15 protein-coding genes are annotated in these 16,822 nt (G+C 50.5%); 12 read left to right on the top strand and 3 right to left on the bottom strand.

The annotated features are described in order from the left end of the window. The first annotated feature begins 142 nt into the window (after positions 1-142). The 6 genes from B5D63_RS13185 (at position 143) to B5D63_RS13160 (ending at position 5,510) form a co-directional block, all read left to right on the top strand. The gene (locus B5D63_RS13185; RefSeq protein ID WP_078669253.1) at positions 143-838 is read left to right on the top strand and encodes a helix-turn-helix transcriptional regulator; all 696 of its coding nucleotides are present in this window, start codon (positions 143-145) and stop codon (positions 836-838) included. Between the two features lie 141 nt (positions 839-979). Continuing rightward, positions 980-1,369, top strand: coding sequence for a type VI secretion system tube protein TssD (tssD, locus tag B5D63_RS13180; RefSeq protein ID WP_078669252.1), 390 nt, complete (start codon positions 980-982; stop codon positions 1,367-1,369). 356 nt (positions 1,370-1,725) lie between these two features. Beyond that, positions 1,726-2,628, top strand: coding sequence for a helix-turn-helix domain-containing protein (locus tag B5D63_RS13175; protein WP_159456008.1), 903 nt, complete (start codon positions 1,726-1,728; stop codon positions 2,626-2,628). A gap of 86 nt (positions 2,629-2,714) precedes the next feature. After that, positions 2,715-3,167 (top strand): SRPBCC family protein, encoded by a 453-nt coding sequence (locus tag B5D63_RS13170; RefSeq protein WP_078669250.1) that lies wholly within the window; start codon positions 2,715-2,717, stop codon positions 3,165-3,167. Between the two features lie 104 nt (positions 3,168-3,271). Further along, entirely contained in the window at positions 3,272-4,489 is a 1,218-nt protein-coding gene (locus tag B5D63_RS13165) for an FAD-dependent oxidoreductase (protein WP_078669249.1), read from the top strand. Between the two features lie 37 nt (positions 4,490-4,526). Continuing rightward, positions 4,527-5,510: an APC family permease gene (locus B5D63_RS13160; RefSeq protein ID WP_078669248.1), complete on the top strand. Its 984-nt coding sequence runs from the start codon at positions 4,527-4,529 to the stop codon at positions 5,508-5,510. On the opposite strand, the gene B5D63_RS13155 is transcribed toward B5D63_RS13160, so the two are convergent. Beyond that, positions 5,490-7,121 carry a sodium/sugar symporter gene (locus B5D63_RS13155; RefSeq protein ID WP_078669247.1) on the bottom strand — a complete coding sequence of 544 codons (1,632 nt, stop codon included), beginning with the start codon at positions 7,119-7,121 and terminating at the stop codon, positions 5,490-5,492. The two genes, B5D63_RS13160 and B5D63_RS13155, sit on opposite strands and share 21 nt — an antisense overlap. A 115-nt stretch (positions 7,122-7,236) precedes the next feature. Continuing rightward, entirely contained in the window at positions 7,237-8,127 is an 891-nt protein-coding gene (locus B5D63_RS13150; protein WP_078669246.1) for an inositol oxygenase family protein, read from the bottom strand. Between the two features lie 38 nt (positions 8,128-8,165). On the opposite strand from B5D63_RS13150, the gene B5D63_RS13145 reads away from it, so the two are divergent. Beyond that, on the top strand, positions 8,166-9,242 hold the full coding sequence (locus B5D63_RS13145) for a LacI family DNA-binding transcriptional regulator (RefSeq protein ID WP_235021529.1): 1,077 nt from the start codon (positions 8,166-8,168) through the stop codon (positions 9,240-9,242). A 6-nt stretch (positions 9,243-9,248) separates the two neighbouring features. Here B5D63_RS13145 and maoP read toward each other — a convergent pair whose 3' ends face one another. After that, positions 9,249-9,641 (bottom strand): DUF413 domain-containing protein, encoded by a 393-nt coding sequence (gene maoP, locus B5D63_RS13140; protein WP_078669245.1) that lies wholly within the window; start codon positions 9,639-9,641, stop codon positions 9,249-9,251. 188 nt (positions 9,642-9,829) lie between these two features. Here maoP and B5D63_RS13135 point away from each other — a divergent pair, with 188 nt between their 5' ends. The 5 genes from B5D63_RS13135 (at position 9,830) to B5D63_RS13115 (ending at position 16,805) form a co-directional block, all read left to right on the top strand. Next, entirely contained in the window at positions 9,830-9,982 is a 153-nt protein-coding gene (locus B5D63_RS13135; protein WP_200816999.1) for a cyclic nucleotide-binding domain-containing protein, read from the top strand. A gap of 72 nt (positions 9,983-10,054) precedes the next feature. Beyond that, positions 10,055-10,384, top strand: coding sequence for a nuclear transport factor 2 family protein (locus tag B5D63_RS13130; RefSeq protein WP_078669244.1), 330 nt, complete (start codon positions 10,055-10,057; stop codon positions 10,382-10,384). A 142-nt stretch (positions 10,385-10,526) separates the two neighbouring features. Next, the gene (locus B5D63_RS13125) at positions 10,527-11,657 is read left to right on the top strand and encodes a FecR family protein (protein ID WP_078669243.1); all 1,131 of its coding nucleotides are present in this window, start codon (positions 10,527-10,529) and stop codon (positions 11,655-11,657) included. A gap of 226 nt (positions 11,658-11,883) precedes the next feature. Beyond that, positions 11,884-15,345: a SusC/RagA family TonB-linked outer membrane protein gene (locus B5D63_RS13120; RefSeq protein ID WP_159456007.1), complete on the top strand. Its 3,462-nt coding sequence runs from the start codon at positions 11,884-11,886 to the stop codon at positions 15,343-15,345. 11 nt (positions 15,346-15,356) lie between these two features. After that, on the top strand, positions 15,357-16,805 hold the full coding sequence (locus B5D63_RS13115) for a RagB/SusD family nutrient uptake outer membrane protein (protein WP_078669241.1): 1,449 nt from the start codon (positions 15,357-15,359) through the stop codon (positions 16,803-16,805). Positions 16,806-16,822 lie beyond the last annotated feature (17 nt).

The following is a 16,822-nucleotide window of genomic DNA, read 5'->3' as shown; positions in this document are numbered from 1 at the left end:
GATCATCATATTTTTACCCCCAAAAAAGGGTCATCTTCTACAAGAAGGGGACCCTTATCCGTTTTTTACATACATTTGTTATCAGAGAGCATTAAAACCTACGACATTTTACGGTTTATCCTATACACTATATAGCAGGGACATGGACATGAGTACGTATACCGTATTATCCGAGGCTGCCAGTCTTGAAGAAAAGCTGCAGGCCCTTCAGGCCATAGAGCGCGAACTGCCGGCCGTATTTATCGTGATGAACGTGGAGAGGGATTATGTAGAATATATGTCTGAGAACGGGCGGCAACAGCTGGACGTTTCTATGGATGACCTGAAAGCAATGGGTCTCCGTTACTATGACACTTACTTTAATCCGCACGACGTGGCAGACTATCTGCCTAAAATCACCGCTATGCTTACCGCACCGGCGGAAAAAGATGCCAGCGTCACCTTCTTTCAGCAGGTGAGGCTGGCCCGTCATCTGGACTGGTCCTGGCATCTGGGCACTACCCGGGTGTTTATGCGGAATGCCTTTGGGGTGCCTACGCATGTGATCACCTGCGCCATTCCGATCGATCCGCTGCATCACGTGACCAGTAAGGTGAACCGGCTGCTGGAGGAAAACAATTTTCTGCGCCGCAACCAGCACATCTTTGCCGCGCTGACCAAAAGGGAGAAAGAGATCCTGCGGCTGATGGCCCTGGGCCTCAGTGCCAGCGAAATAGCGGAAAAAGTACATATTTCGGAAAAAACAGCCGTCACCCATCGCCGGAACATTAAGAGCAAGATCGGCGCCCAGTCAGGGTACGACCTGACCAGTTTTGCACAGGCCTTTGACCTGATCTGACGGGAAAAACAATTCCCGGGAAATCCCGAAAATTTAAAGGGGGAATGCACGCCATATACAGATAAATCTGTATTTTCAGTGTGTATACCATATTTTTTCCCTGTCTGCCTGTTTTGCAGCAGACTTGTTAACCGATTAGTTATGTCTTTTAAAGCAGTTCTCAACATCGATGGCGAAGAGTTAAACGTACTGGAGTGCGATTTTACCTTCAGCCAGCACACTGATCACAATGGAAAGCCTGCAGCCCGCCCCAAAGGAGGTAGTATCAATCTGAAAATAGAATCCGCTGGCGAAACCCATCTTTTTGACTGGATGATTTCCAATACCCAGACCAAAAACGGCAGCATTACCTTCTTCCGCCGCGATTCCATGTCCCGGCTCAAAGAACTACGGTTTACCGACGCCTATTGCGTAGGCTACACCGAACAGTTCAACGCCGCCAACGATCAGCCCCTGCAGATACAACTGTCACTTTCCGCCCGTGAGCTGAAGCTCAATAATTCTGTGTACCAGAATCCATGGCCCATCTAGGCCCGTAAAAAATTACTTCACGCAAAGCAGCCTTGTGCATCGCGTGCCGCGACCACGGGACTTCCCATGGCCCGAACGATGTTTCGTGCCTGCGCCGCTTTACACCTGTTACGGTACCCCTCCCGGCCTGATTTTCTTCCTGCTTTTACGTACGAAATGTCTGTGCCTGCGCCGCTTTACACCTGTTACGGTACCCCCTCCCAGCCTGATTTTCTTCCTGCTTTTACGTACGAAATGTCTGTGTCTGCGCCGCTTTACACCTGTTACGGTACTCCCTCCCGGGCTGATTTTCTTCCTGCTTTTACGTACGAAATGTGCGTACCTTTATACACTGTGGCGAAGCCGCAATGTGGACTATGGAAGACAAACAAGTTATCACCTACCCTAATGGCAATACCACCATGACGCGCTGGATGTGCGACGATATCCTCATCGGGCACGGTTTATCATCGTTCCGGGAACTTTTCTCCTATCCGGCACACAGCGACAATGACGTGGTAAGGCTGCATTTCGGCCTGCGGGGCGACTACCTTTTTACCTATCAACAACTGGGAAAGACCTACGACCTGATCGGCGGGCACCATAACTTCATGTATTCCCGTCCCTTTGATATGGTGGTGGAGAACAAAACCCTCGAACTGGAAATTTTCGGGGTACAGTTCCCACGGGAGAAATTCCTGAGTTTTACCCAACATGCCAGCGATCATCTCAAACGTTTTGCAGAAAAAGTAATGGCTGGCCAGCCGGTGATCTTCACGGACACCTGGGGCGCCCTGGATTCCCAGATGGAACAGGTCATCGCCCAGATCCGCTACAGCAAATACGCCGGCGATTTCCAGCGGCTCTTCCTGCTGTCCAAAAGCCTGGAACTGCTGGTGTTATCTGCCGAATCCTGCACGGCGGCCGACCAGCGTCAAAACATCTACCTGAAAAACAAACAGGACACCGAAAAAATCATCGCTGTACGCGACCTGCTCAACACAAGACTGGACTCTCCGCCCAGCCTGACAGAGATTGCCCGTACGGTGGGGCTCAACGAATACAAATTAAAACGGGGCTTTAAAGAGAAATTTAATAATACTGTTTTCGGCTACCTGACCGACCAGCGGCTGCACCTGGCGCATCAATACCTGCGCGATACCGGTAAAACCGCCGCCGAAATAGCGGCTGAACTGGGCTACGCCACCCCGCAGCATTTCAATAATGCCTTTAAAAAGAAATTCGGCTTCACTCCGTTTTCGGTTAGAAATAATCCGTAATGCGCAATCTGCCGAATCACCTTTCTTTTACTTTTGTGCCGAATCACAAAGGCAAAATATTTATCTACCTATAAAACAACTATCGTATGGGCAACGCACTCATTGTGAGAAATGACATCACCATCAACGCACCCGCAGCAGTGGTATGGGATACCCTGATCAATCCTGCCAAAACCAGGCAGTATATGTTCAACTGCGAGACGGTATCCGACTGGAAGCAGGGCAGCGAGCTGCTCTGGAAAACGGAATACGAAGGCAAGGAGCTGATCGCCGTAAAAGGGACCATCGAGGAGATCATTCCCAACGAACGGCTGATTTATACCACCATCGATCCCAATTCCAATATCGACGATACCTCTGACAACTACCTGAAAGTAACCTATCAGCTGACTGCCCAGGACGGGAAAACGTTGCTGGTGGTGACACAGGGCGACTATTCCACCGTGGCGGAAGGCGACCGGAGGTATAAAGAAGCGGTGGATGCCGGTGGCTGGTCTTCCATTCTGACCGATATTAAAAAAGTAGCGGAAGCCAACTAATAACCGGTAAAAAACGGGCTTTCACCGGAACCAGCCCTCCGTTTACCTAGTGATGGTTGATTCCCCGGGCGCTGTGTTACAATTTTGAGGAATAATCCTGTTTTATGACACAGCTCCCAACATCTTTTCATGTAGTGATCGCCGGTGGCGGTATCAGTGGTCTGGCACTGGCGTTGTTCCTGAACAAGGCAGGCATATCCTGCAGTATTTACGAGGCATACGGCTATAAAGCAACCATTGGCGCAGGTTTTAACATCGCGCCTAACGGCATGAACGTACTGGATGCGCTGGGACTGGCGGAAAAGGTTGCTGCCGCGGGGGCGGTGTCTGAGGAAGTTTGTATGCGTAACGGCAAAGGCAAAGTCATCGTCAGCTTACCCAATGGTTCTGTTGAGAAATACGGTCAACCAGGTGTAAGCCTTTCCCGTGCTGCATTGTATGACATCCTGCTGCAGGAGCTGAAAGACCAGGGCCTCACCGTGCATTACCACAAAAGACTTTGCGATATCCGGCAGGCGGAAGACAACGTTACCGCTGTATTCACCGACGGCACACGCACTACCGGGGATGTGCTGATAGGTGCTGACGGCGTTCATTCCGCTACCCGGCAGCTGCTTTTCCCCGAAGCTCCTACGCCGGCTTTTACCTGCATGAAAAACTACGGTGGCTTTGCTCCGCTGTCTGCTCTCCCGGAAATGACTGCGCAGGAAATCAACAGCCTCAATTTTACTTTTGGCAACGATGGTTTCATTGGCTACTGCGCCGCTGGCAACGGTATGGCCATGTGGTGGTCCAATTTGCCGTCTGACGTGCCTTTTACCAAAGAAGAGCTGGACTCCACCACGGTAGAAGAAGTGAAAACGTTGATGCAGGACCGTTATAAAAATTATCATGCCCCTATTCCCGCGCTGATTGCCCATACCGAAAAGGTGCTGAAGGTGAATGTGTCTGACATTGCTTCCCTCTCCTCCTGGCATAAAGGCCGGGTGTTACTGATCGGCGACGCCGCCCATGCGGTAAGTCCCAGTGCTGGTCAGGGCGCCTCTATGGCCCTGGAAGACGCCATGTATCTCGGCATGTTACTACGCGATGCCGGCGTTGGTTCTTATGCTGCCGCCTTCCGGAAGTTCGAAGCCGATCGCAAACCCAGGGTGGAGAAGATTGTAGCAGAAGGCAGAAGAAGGAGCCGGTCTAAAAATATACTCCGTCCCTGGCAGGCTAAAATCCGGGACTGGATGATGGCTATTTTCATTCCGCTGTTTGCCCCTAAAAGTTTTGACTGGTTATACCGTTATAAACTGGACTGGCAGATGAAATACTAACGGGAAGGGGTATATTTGAGGCCAAATATATATTGTTATGTCTTTCCCCGGACCGTTTCAGAAGTTGTGGCGTTTTGTCGTTCCTGTCGTTTTTGCGCTGGTGATGTATGCTATTTTTAATGACGGCATGTCAACGCTCTTTAGCTTGATGGGCCTGGCATTTCTTATTGGTGTGCCGTTTGGCATTGGCGCGCTGACCATTTACTTTTCTCCCAGGGAAGCGGTAGAAAGCAGGGCATATCGCATTCTGGCGCCATGGGTGCCGATCATTATTTTTTTCGTGGTTACGCTGCTGTTAGCTATGGAAGGTTGGGCCTGCTGGCTGATGATATTGCCGTTGTTCCTTTTGGCAGCGTCTGCAGGTGGCGCCGTGGCTGGCCGGTTTAAGCGGAGAGATACAGACAAAGAGGAACGCACCTATATCTCCCTGATTGTTTTACTCCCGTTGATCGTTTCCCCCATTGAACAACTGATTGGTAAGATACCCGGGCAATACAAGGCCTATACTTACATTGATATCCATGCCGGTAAGGAAGCCATCTGGAAGAACGTTACCCGCGTAGGCGAAATCGCCGCGGCGCAGGACAAGGGCTGGTTTACCCGTATGCTGGGTTTCCCCCGTCCCATCAAAGCGGAACTGAACTATGAAGGTGTAGGCGCTTACCGCAAGGCCATCTTCGACAAAGGGCTGGTCTTCGATGAAAGGGTAACAGCGTATAACCACCAGCGTAGTATGCGTTTTACCATACATGCAGATCCGTACAATATTCCCTCCACCACCATGGATGAACATATCGTGATCGGCGGGGAATATTTTGATGTGCTGGATGGCACCTATGAGCTGGAACCACTGTCTAATGGCATCTACAGGCTGCATCTCTACAGCCATTTTAAACTACATACCACTTTTAATTTTTATGCCAGCTGGTGGGCATCCTGGATCATGAAAGACATCCAGAACAACATCCTGCAGGTGATCCGGCAGCGGGCCGAATCGGGCCTACCAGAAGACCGTATATAACGCCGTCAGGATACCGATGATCAGGATGGAGCCTGCGATAAAGCCGGGCGTGGTGCGGAACATGGACTTGTCTATTTCCAATGCATGTGCGGTGGCTTCTTTCGTTGGGCGTGTGATGCTGATGATGATCATCAGGATAACGATCAGTACAAAGGTGATGGACATCCTGTCGAGGAACGGGTAGTCCGGGAAGGCGCCGTGTGTCCATACGGGCAGAAATTTCAATATCGTGGAGATGGGGATGGTCAGCAGGGCGCCGGTAAGTGCAGCGCCGGCAGTGGTCCTTTTCCAGAAGAAACCCAGCAGGAAAATGGCCAGTACACCGGGAGAGATGAAGCCCACATATTCCTGGATGAACTGGTAGGCCTGGTCCAGCGAACGCAGTGACGGGGTTACGATGGCTGCCAGCAGCATAGCGATGATCACCGCCCAGCGGCCCACCCTCACCAGTTGTTTTTCGCTGGCTTCGCGGTTAAAATATTTCTGATAGATATCCAGCGAGAAAATGGTGGAGATGCTGTTGGCCTTACCGGCCAGAGAGGCTACGATGGCGGCTGTCAGCGCGGCGAAAGCAACGCCTTTTAATCCGGGAGGCAGCAGGTTCATGAGCGTGGGATAGGCGTGGTCCGGTTTGATGACCCCGGCAGCATCCGTCATCTCCTGCTGGAACATACCGTTTTTGTGCAGCACGAACATCACAATGCCGGGAAGCACCGCGATGACCGGCACCAGCAGTTTCAGAAAAGCGGCAAACAAAATGCCTTTGCGCGCGGTCTGCAGATTTGCGCCCAGCGCGCGCTGTGTGATGTACTGGTTGCAGCCCCAGTACGCCAGGTTGTTGATCCACATACCGCCTATCAGTACAGACAGCCCGGGAAGATCTTTGTAATAGGGATGATCGCTGTGGAAGATCATGTGGAAGTGGGAAGGAGCCTCCTTCCGCAGTACAGACAAGCCTTTCAGTATATTGCTGCCATAACCGAATTTTTCGGATAATAAAGTCAGTGCAAGGTAGGTGGTTACCAGTCCGCCAATGATGAGCACGGCCACCTGTACCACATCGGTATAACCGATTACTTTCATGCCGCCCAGCGTGACGATGACGGAGAAGATGCAAAGGCCGGCGATGCACCATTCGAAAGGGATGGTGGAAATAGAGGCGATAGCCAGTGCGCCGAGATAGATAATAGAAGTAAGGTTAACGAACACGTATACCAGCAGCCAGAATACCGCCATAACGGTACTGACTTTGTCATTGTACCGTTTGGCCAGAAACTGTGGCATGGTGTAAATTTTATTTTTCAGGTATAGCGGGATAAAGAACACGGCCACAATAATGAGGGTGGCGGCGGCCATCCATTCGTAGGTGGAGATGGCCAGTCCGAGGGCAAAGCCGGAGCCGGACATGCCGATGAAGTGTTCCGCTGAAATATTGGAGGCGATGAGGGAGGCGCCGATAGCCCACCAGGTGAGGGAGCCTTCCGCAAGGAAGAAGTCTTTGGAGCTGGCAGCCGCTGATTTTTTCCGATGATAAACGTAGTACCCGTAGGTGGCGATGGCGATGAAGTAGATGAAAAAGACGATGTAATCCGCTTGCTGCAGCTTATTCATGTGGTGGATGTGTGGAATTTATAAAGTTGGTTGATAAGTTACATTAATTGCTGCGATCCCCCAAAAAGGGGGACCTGATCGGCGTGCAGCAACAAACGGAGGTTTTTCAGAATAGTCAGAACTTCAAGGTGGCAGGGAGGTATTTGGCCACGAGATCTTCGTAATAAGGACGAAGCTTATTCCAGTCCGGCGGTACCGGGTTTTTGGAATAGAGGTCATATGGGTTGAAGAGTTTCACCCATTTGAGCATTTCGCGGTCATGATCATCGAGCAGATAATCATAGGCGCCTTCCCGGTGCCAGGCGTAGAAAGAGTGGTAGCGCAGCATGTACAGGCCGGATTCCGGCAGATGGTCTTTCATCATCTGGTACACGTATTCATCGTGTCCCCATGACATATGCACATTACGCAGGCCGCAGCCCTGCTGATAAACGCCGGTACCTTCCTGGTACGCGGTATTTTGATAGTCCGGGTTGTTGCGGAAATATTCCGGATAAACGACTTTGTCGGAGTAAGGTGCGCCCACAGGGAACGTATCGCCCACCACGGCCCATTGTGGTTCGCCGAAGAGGCAGAGCACTTTGCCCATATCGTGCATGAGGCCTGTGAGCACCATCCAGTCGGGATGACCATCATTACGGATGGCTTCCGATGTCTGCAGCAGGTGCTGGAACTGGTCCAGGTCGGTATCCGGATCGGAATCGTCCACCAATTCGTTCAGGAAATTGAAGGCATCCCATACCGGCATTTCCTTTTTATTGAACTGCAGGAAGTCGGCCCTTTTCTGTTGCACAAAATCATAAGTCTGGTAAGTATGATTGAGACGGTAGAATTCACGGACGGTGTCCCGCTCAGGGGTGTCGTAGTTCCGGTATTCGTCCACCGATTTGGAGGTGGCGATGCTTTCAGGGGTGGGATACCGTTCCAGGACGGCATCTTCCCACTGGTCGAGGCTTGTTAAAGGATTCACTTCTTTTTCAGTGAAGGAAGGTTGTTTGTTATCCATGGCAAGCTGTTTTAAGGCTGACTTAAATTTCGGCTATTTTGACAGGATTATTGGTATGGACGGGGAGTTTTATTTACGAAACCGGTTTCGTAGATTTATTGCTCATGAAAAATGTGAATATCAGGGCGCTGGCCCGGGAGTTGAACCTTTCGTTGTCCACGGTGTCGAAGGCGCTGCGCGACAGTTATGAGATCAGCGCTGCTACGAAGGAAAGGGTGCGGGCGCTGGCGGCCGAATGGAACTATATCCCCAATGCGTACGCCAGCAGCCTGCGGGGGCGTAAGAGTAAAAATATAGCCGTTGTGCTGCCGGAGGTGGCGGACAGCTTTTTTTCGATCGCTATTAACGGTATTGAGGCCGCTGTGAAGCCGAAAGGGTATCACGTGATCATCTACCTGACGCATGAAAGTTATGCCGGAGAAGCGGCTATATTAAAAGATTTTCAGAGCGGGCGGGTAGACGGGGTGCTGTTGTCGGTATCGCGGGAGACCACCGATACCGCCCATGTGCAGGAACTGATGGACAAAGACGTGCCGGTGGTGTTTTTCGACCGGGTGCTGGAAACGATGGCGGCTCCCAAGATCGTTACTGACGATGCCGAAAGCGCCTATAAGGCTACCGTCCACCTGATAGAACAGGGATGCCGGGAGATCGCCTACCTCGGTATCTCCGACAGCCTGTCTATCTGCCGTCAGCGGATGGCCGGGTATATACAGGCGCTGGGTGACCATGGACTGCCTGTACAGCAGCGGAATATCCTTACCTGTACGACCGACAGCGCCCGTAATTTCCAGCAGGTGAAAAGGCTGTTGCAGCGTTCGCGGCGTCCTGACGGCATGCTGGCTTCTGTGGAAAAACTGACAACGACCGTATACCAGGCCTGCCGGCAGCTACAACTGCGCATGCCCGCGGAAGTAAAGCTGGTGTGTTTCTCCAACCTGGAGATCGCTACCATTCTGCAGCCGTCGCTCACGACCGTCACCCAACCAGCTTTTGAAATGGGAAAAACCGCTGCGGATGTGCTGGTGAAGATGCTGGAAAAGAAACCGCTATCAACAAAGGATATACGGATGGTGCTCCCTTCGGAACTGGTGGTGAGGGAGTCGAGCACATGATCATAGTTATTGTCTGTGATTCTCCTTCGTTAGTCTCCACATATCATTTCTCAACGCTTTTGCCATTTCACGGTTATAAAAAGTGTCGTCCTCCAGCATTGGGGGCGTATATAATATTGCACCTTTTTTTAGTTCAATTTCCTTTCGCTTAATATACCTAAACCATAATTTTTCATAAAGCGTTTCAGGCTTTTTTCTCATTTGAGCTACTTCAATAAATTGCTCTTGCTCAGCACTGAATGGTAAAAGTGCTCCTTTAGTCAATGCTTCAAACCAATATCCATATTTTTCCAACAACGCTATTTCTTCATGTGAGAAAATCACAGGATTACATGCAAGGGTGAATTGCCCCTTTGCTTTTATGTATTCATGATGTTTCTTCGCTTCGTTGTTCATCATAACATGAATTGTTTAAGAACTAGGGCAAATAAAATAAGAGAGATTGTTTTGGGTCAGGTGGCTAATTGTATTTTAAGATAGTAAATTTTGAGGAATTTTCCCGTTTTGGAGATCAAAATCCACAGATAGAAACGCTGGGCCGGCTTTGCCTGCAGCGTATTGCCGCCAGGCGGGAAAAACATGCCGCTTTGTTCAAACTGATGAGTGCGCAGGAGCGATATGCTTACCTGGAGCAGGAGTATCCGGAAATGTTGCAGCGGATAGCGTTGTCGCAGCTGTCTTCTTTCCTGGGCGTGGCCCGGGAAACGTTGAGCCGCATCCGTAGCCGGCGGCAGCCTTAACCTTTTGTGACGATCGTCACAGGACGGATTCCTGCAGCGGCCCGACCTTTGCGTGCAGAATAAAAAATGTAAATGATGACACACGCAGGAAAAACCGTAGCGCAATTCCTCACTGCGCTGAACAACGAAGACATGGCGTCCGCCCGGGCGCTGCTCACCTCCGATTTTAAGTTTGTAGGCGTATTGGGCTCCCGTGACGGGGCCGACGTATACATAGAAGATATGGGCCGTATGAAGATGAAATACACAGTCCATAAAATATTTGAAGACGGAGATGATGTATGTGTGCTGTGTGATTATATCATGGGAGACAAAACTGTTTTCGGATGCAGTTGGTATCAGCTGAAAGAAGGTAAGCTCGGTTCCCTCCGGGTGGTATTTGACCCCCGGCCATTGTTATAAAAAATATTAAGCGTGGTTCGCCGCGCTTAATATTTTATAATCAAATGGTTAGACTTGATAAATTCATTTATATAAAAAAATCCCAAAAAAAGGGCGTTTAGCCGTAGGGTACGGGTGCTGTTCTGGTACTCCCTATCAGGCTATGGATAAAAATACCTTTCACGAACTTGTCAACCGTTACCTGGATGGTACTGCCACTACCGCTGAGCAGGCGCTGGTAGACCGTTATTGCGAGCTGCTGGAAACCGCCGGGGATACGGAACTGGAACCGGAGACGGAAGCATTGCTGCAGCAGGTTATGTATGACCGCATCATGCAGCGGATGAAGACGCCCCGGAGACGTTCCTACCGATGGACTTACGCCGCAGCGGCGGCTGCGGTGCTGGCATTGGTAGCCGTGGGAGGCGTTTTCTTTTTCCCCCGCAAGCAGGCCCCTGCCGTAGCTGTCAGGGAGAAATCTGTATTTCATAACGACATTAAGCCGGGCGGCAATAAAGCCACGCTGACGCTGGCCAACGGCAGCACCGTGGTGCTGGACGATATGATGACGGATACACTGGCGCCGCAGGGCAATAGTAAGATCAGCCGGACAGGCAACGGTCAGCTGGCGTATCAGGTGCAGCCAGGCGCTTCTCAGCAACCGGTATACAATACCCTCACCACACCGGCAGGCGGTCAGTTCCGCCTTACCTTGCCGGATGGCAGCAGGGTTTGGCTGAATGCCGCTTCCTCCATTACTTTCCCTACCGCTTTCACCGGCAAAGACCGCATGGTGGAACTCAAAGGCGAAGCCTATCTCGAAGTGAGCCACAATCCACAACAACCATTTAAAGTAAAAGTCCGCGGCATGGAAGTGTCCGTACTGGGCACCCATTTTAATATCAACGCCTATCCTGATGAAAAAGGGGTCCGTACCACGTTGCTGGAAGGGTCCGTAAGAGTGAACAACGAAGAACAATCATATATGCTGAAACCTGGTCAACAGGCACAGCTACAGCCCGACGGGCAATTTTCCCTGCATACGGTGGATACAGAAGACATCACCGCCTGGAAAGACGGGCAGTTTGCCTTCAGCGACGCCGACATCCACACCGTGATGCGCCAGGTAGCACGCTGGTATGGCGCGGAAGTGATTTATGAAGGGAATGTCAGTCACCATTTTATGGGTACCGTCCCCCGGGATGTGCCGGTATCGCGGCTGCTGAAAATGCTGGAGCTGACAGGCAGGGTATCTTTTGTCGTGGAGGGAAACAAAATTATCGTCAAACCTTAAAGCAAAAACCAATCAATAATCTGCCTGAAAAAAAATGGCCAGAGATATTCGCAGTATCCCTGGCCGGTGGGCAACATTAAAAAGTCCTGTTTAGAAATTTTATTCATCACCCAAAATCAAAAGTATGATTTTAAGAGCTTGGTTCCAAGCCCAGCGCGGTACCCTGTACCCGCCAGCTTATGAGCACTCCGGCAGGTTTCCGGCCCGGAGAAAAATCTGGAAGATTATGAAACTAACTGTCATGTTACTGCTGGCTGCTTTTATGCATGTGAGTGCGGGCACTTTTGCGCAGACAGTAACGCTTTCTGTAAAGAAAGCACCGTTAACCAGGGTTTTCAGGGAGATGCAACAACAAACAGGATATTCTTTCCTGTATTCCAAAGAAGACCTGCAGCAGACGGACCATGTCAGCCTGGACCTGAAGAACGTACAGCTGTCGGCCGCGCTGAAGGAATGCTTTAAAGAGCAGCCCCTTACCTTTACGATTGTAGACAAGGTGGTGATCATCAAACGGGAAAAAAATGCGCCGGCAGCACCCCCTGCGGCAGCAACCATTGCCGCCATACCGGTCACCGGTACCATTACCGACAGCTCCGGCACCGCGCTGCCGGGCGCTTCCGTAGTGATCAAAGGCACTACCCGCTCCGCTATCTCCGATGTGGACGGCCGTTTTAATATCGACGCCAAGCCCGGTGATGTGCTGGTGATCCGCTACGTGGGCTTCAATACAAAAGAAGTGACCGTCGGTAAAAATACCAGCATACAAATTAAGCTGGAACAGCTTTCCAGCCGCCTGGCAGGTATCTCCGTGGTTAGCACCGGTTATCAGACCATCTCCAAAGAACGCGCTACCGGTTCTTACTCCACCATCTCCGCCGACGATATGGCCGGTAAAATGCAGACAGGGATACTGGACCGCCTCGAAGGGATGGCCGCAGGGATGACCTCCTATAAAGGCAAAATGCAGATCCGCGGGGTCACCACCCTGGGCACTCAAACTGCTCCCCTGTATGTAATTGATGGGATGCCCTTTGAAGGAGACAGCGCGGTGATCAACCCCTCTGATATTGCTACGGTAACAGTACTGAAAGACGCGACCGCCGCTTCTATTTACGGCGCCCGCGCCGCCAATGGTGTCATCGTAATGACAACCAAACAGGGCAAACCCGGCGCCATGAGAATCACCTATAACAACGCCATTAAGTTCACCCCGCTGCCATCCAGAGGCTATAGCAACCGGATGTCCAGTGCTGAACTGGTAGATTTTCAGCGGGACATGTTCAACTACCGCTCGGGCGATTATAACGCCATCGATCGCCGTAAAGCCATGAATGATGTGTATCGACTGCTGTATGAACGGAAAGGCGGTAAAATCACGGAAGAGCAGCTGCAAAGCGCATTGGACGTATTTCGTAACAACGACCGTTATGATCAGATGACAGACGAATTGCTGCGCAAAGCCATGGTGACCAACCAGCATAACCTGTCCCTCTCCGGCGGCAGCGAAAAATACCGTTATAACCTCTCCGTCAACTATCTCGGTACGAATCCGTACGAAAAAGCCCAGCAGTCCCAACGTTTGGGTTATAACCTCCGCAACACCTTCAACTTCACCAAATGGATGCGTGTAGACGTAGGCGTTTTAGGAAGCAGCATCAAAGAAGATTATGATAACGGGTTTCTGGGGATGAGGAACTTCAACACCGGAAAAGCCTCTTATTATATGTTGCGCGATCCGGACGGGCAGCCTACCCAATGGTACCTGAGCAAATCCCAGTATGAAATTGACCAGCTGAATAGCCTCGGCCTGCAAGACGAAACCTATCGCCCACTGGATGAGCTCAACAGGCAGCATTACACCCGGAAAGGCAACTACCTGAACCTCAATGTTGGCGCTAATTTCAAGATCATCAACGGATTGTCGCTGGATGTACGTTACCAGACAGAGCGCATGGACACCACCATACAGCAATTGTACCGTAAAAATGCCAACGTGGTCACCACCATGCTCAATGACGCTACGCGTGATACTGCTTTCGTATCTCTGCTGCCGCTGGGTGGTCAGTTTAACGAAAACAGAAGCACCGTAGCTACCAATATGCTGCGTTTGCAGTTGAACTATGATAAACTGATCGGCAATGACCATGAAATCCAGGCGTTGGCGGGTGCAGAAAGGCGGCAGGTAAGGAACACCGCGACCAATATCTATAAATACGGATATGATGAGTACAGCCTCAATTACAAGCCGATTGATGAACTGATGCTGAACCAGAGCCTGAGAAATATGCGGTCTCTTTTTGGTCAGTTCAGACTGGACAGCAGGAATAAAGACAAAGAGCGTGGGTTCCGTGATCAGGAAGACCGGTTCGTGTCTTTTTATGGTAATGCTTCCTATACTTACAAACGTAAGCTCACAGCGTCCGGTAGCATCAGGATAGACCAGTCTAACCTGTTCGGTACAGATCCCAAATATCAATATAAACCAATGTGGTCAGCAGGTTTGATGTATGTGGTAACCGATGGCGGAGATATCAGCTGGCTGGACCGCCTGGCGGTACGTACTACCTATGGCGTGAATGGCAACATCCCGAAAGATGCAGGTCCATACATGATCACTAAGGACGACAACACCAACTACCTGACAAATGAATCACAAGCCTATGTATACAGCCCGCCTAACGCCGGGTTGCGCTGGGAAAAAACCAAGGTGGCCAATATCGGTGTTGACTTTAGCACCCTCTCCGGCAGACTGACGGGTTCTGTTGAATTCTATAATAAGAATACTTCTGACCTGTTGGGATACATGGCAGCAGACCCTACCCTGGGCTGGCAGTCCTACATTGTTAACTACGGTAGCATGTATAACCGTGGCATAGACATTACTTTGACCAGCACCAATTTCAAGACCAGGGACTTCCGTTGGAATACCACGTTTAACTTCAACTATAACAAGAATGAGCTGACCCACCTGGACGTATCGGAAAATTCTGTATATAGCTACGTGTACCAGGCTCAGCGCCGGAAAGGTATTCCATTGGATGGTTTGTACAGTCTCCGGTACGCCGGCCTGGATGCCTCCGGACGCCCGCAGGTTTATACCAAAGACGGAAAGATCGTGAAATCCACACAGACCTTAACCGTGAATGATCTGGTATATAGCGGAACAACAGTGCCGCCTTATTCTGCCTCTCTCCAGAACACCCTGCACTATAAAGACTTTGATCTGTTCTTTATGTTCATTTACTACGGTGGCCATGTCATGAGGGACGTGGTAGCGCCTTATCTGACCAAGTTCCCGGAGCTGAATTATACCAGCAATATGGACCGTCTGGCACTTAATTACTGGAAGAAACCAGGAGATGAACAGAATCCGGACCTTGCACCAGCCTATTTCAGCGGCGCCTCCACTACTACCACCAACCTGTGGGAAGCAGCGGACAAACATATCAGCAAAGCATCCTATATCAAACTGCGCGATGTAACGCTTAGCTACAATCTTCCGTCAACACTGCTGAAGAAAGCTTATATACAAAGCATGCGGCTGAGTTTCCAGGTACAGAACGTATGGCGCTGGTCTGCCAATAAACAAAACCTGGACCCGGAAGTATGGAACGGTACTATTATCAACGCCACCAGGGGAGCATTGGTACCTCCCAGCTATACGGTTGGTGTAAATGTTAATTTCTAAACGGAACAAACATGAAAAAAATATTCATACTGTTACTTACTGGTGCATCCTTTGCCACATTGCCTGCATGTAACAAATACCTTGATATAAAACCGAAAGGTTATACCATTCCCGAGTATTTCGATGACTATCAGAAGCTCATGAACAACGTAAGTTTGGTAGCAGCGGTGGGGGCCTATCCGGCTTATATCACAGATGATGTGGAAGCCGGTGAGGATAATGACGTTAATCAGTCTGCGTCTTATCCATTCCTCAGCGTATACAAACGGAATCTGTATAATTTCTCTCCCGGACAGATATTTGAACAGAATGACAGCGATCCGCAATGGAATCCTTCTTACGCCAATATCTTTGTTTATAACACCGTCATCAATAATGTGATGAAAGTGGCGGACGCCTCCGAACAGGAGAAAAAGCGCCTGCGTGCCCAGGCACAGGTATCCCGTGCGTTTGAATACCTGACATTGGTAAATATCTATGCCGAACAATATGATCCTGCCAGTGCTGCTAATGCATTGGGGGTTCCATTGGTGTTAACGGAAGATATTACCAGGCCTTATGAAAGGAAAAGTGTAGGAGCAGTATATGCACAAATCAAGCAGGACCTCGAAGAAGCGTTGCCGAACCTGCCGGACAAAGTACTCAATACTTTAAAGCCGGGAAAGAGCGCTGCTTATGGTTTACTATGCCGTGTAAACCTGTATATGGGAGATTATAAGGCGTCGCTGGAGAATGCCAACAAAGCGCTCGGCGTGAATAATACGCTGATGAGCTACGCCGCCTACGATGTACAGAAAGGGACGTGGGGCCGCGTATTCAACTCCACGGATAAATCTTCCTTCCCGGAAGGACATCTCAATAAGGAAACGATTTGGTTCAGAAGCGGTACCCCCAGCTCTTCCAGCGTATTCAGAGAGGTGTATGCCAATCCCGACCTGATCAGCGTATTTAAGAAGAACCTGCCGGCAGGCGCTGTGGATAAGCGCTTTAGACTGTTCTATTGCGACGGTGAAGCGCTTTTCGGACCGGATAAGATATTCTTCCCGGGCCGCGTATTATGGGCCGCTTATGTTGACTTCAACTTGGGCGTTGGTACGTCGGAATTGTACCTGAATGCTGCTGAAGCGGAAGCCCGTACCGGCAGTAAAGACAGGGCCATGCAGCTGATCAATACCCTGCGTGACAACCGTATCGTCAATAACCAGCCACTGACAGCTGCCAACAACGAAGAAGCCCTCCGCCTGGTGCTGGAAGAGCGCAGAAGAGAACTGGCCATGATGGGATATAACCGCCTGGCAGACCTGAAGCGGTTGAACAAAGACGCCCGTTTCGCTAAAACCGTTACCCATACGCATAACGGGCAGACTTACACGCTGCCGGCCAATGATAAACGTTATGTATTCCCGATCCCGCCGAAGGTGCTGGCGATGAATCCGGACATGCCGCAATACGAACGCTAAACCATGAACCGCCCGGA

This window comes from Chitinophaga eiseniae (assembly GCF_900167135.1).
Lineage (GTDB): Bacteria > Bacteroidota > Bacteroidia > Chitinophagales > Chitinophagaceae > Chitinophaga > Chitinophaga eiseniae.
This window is presented reverse-complemented; position numbering and strand designations above follow the sequence as displayed.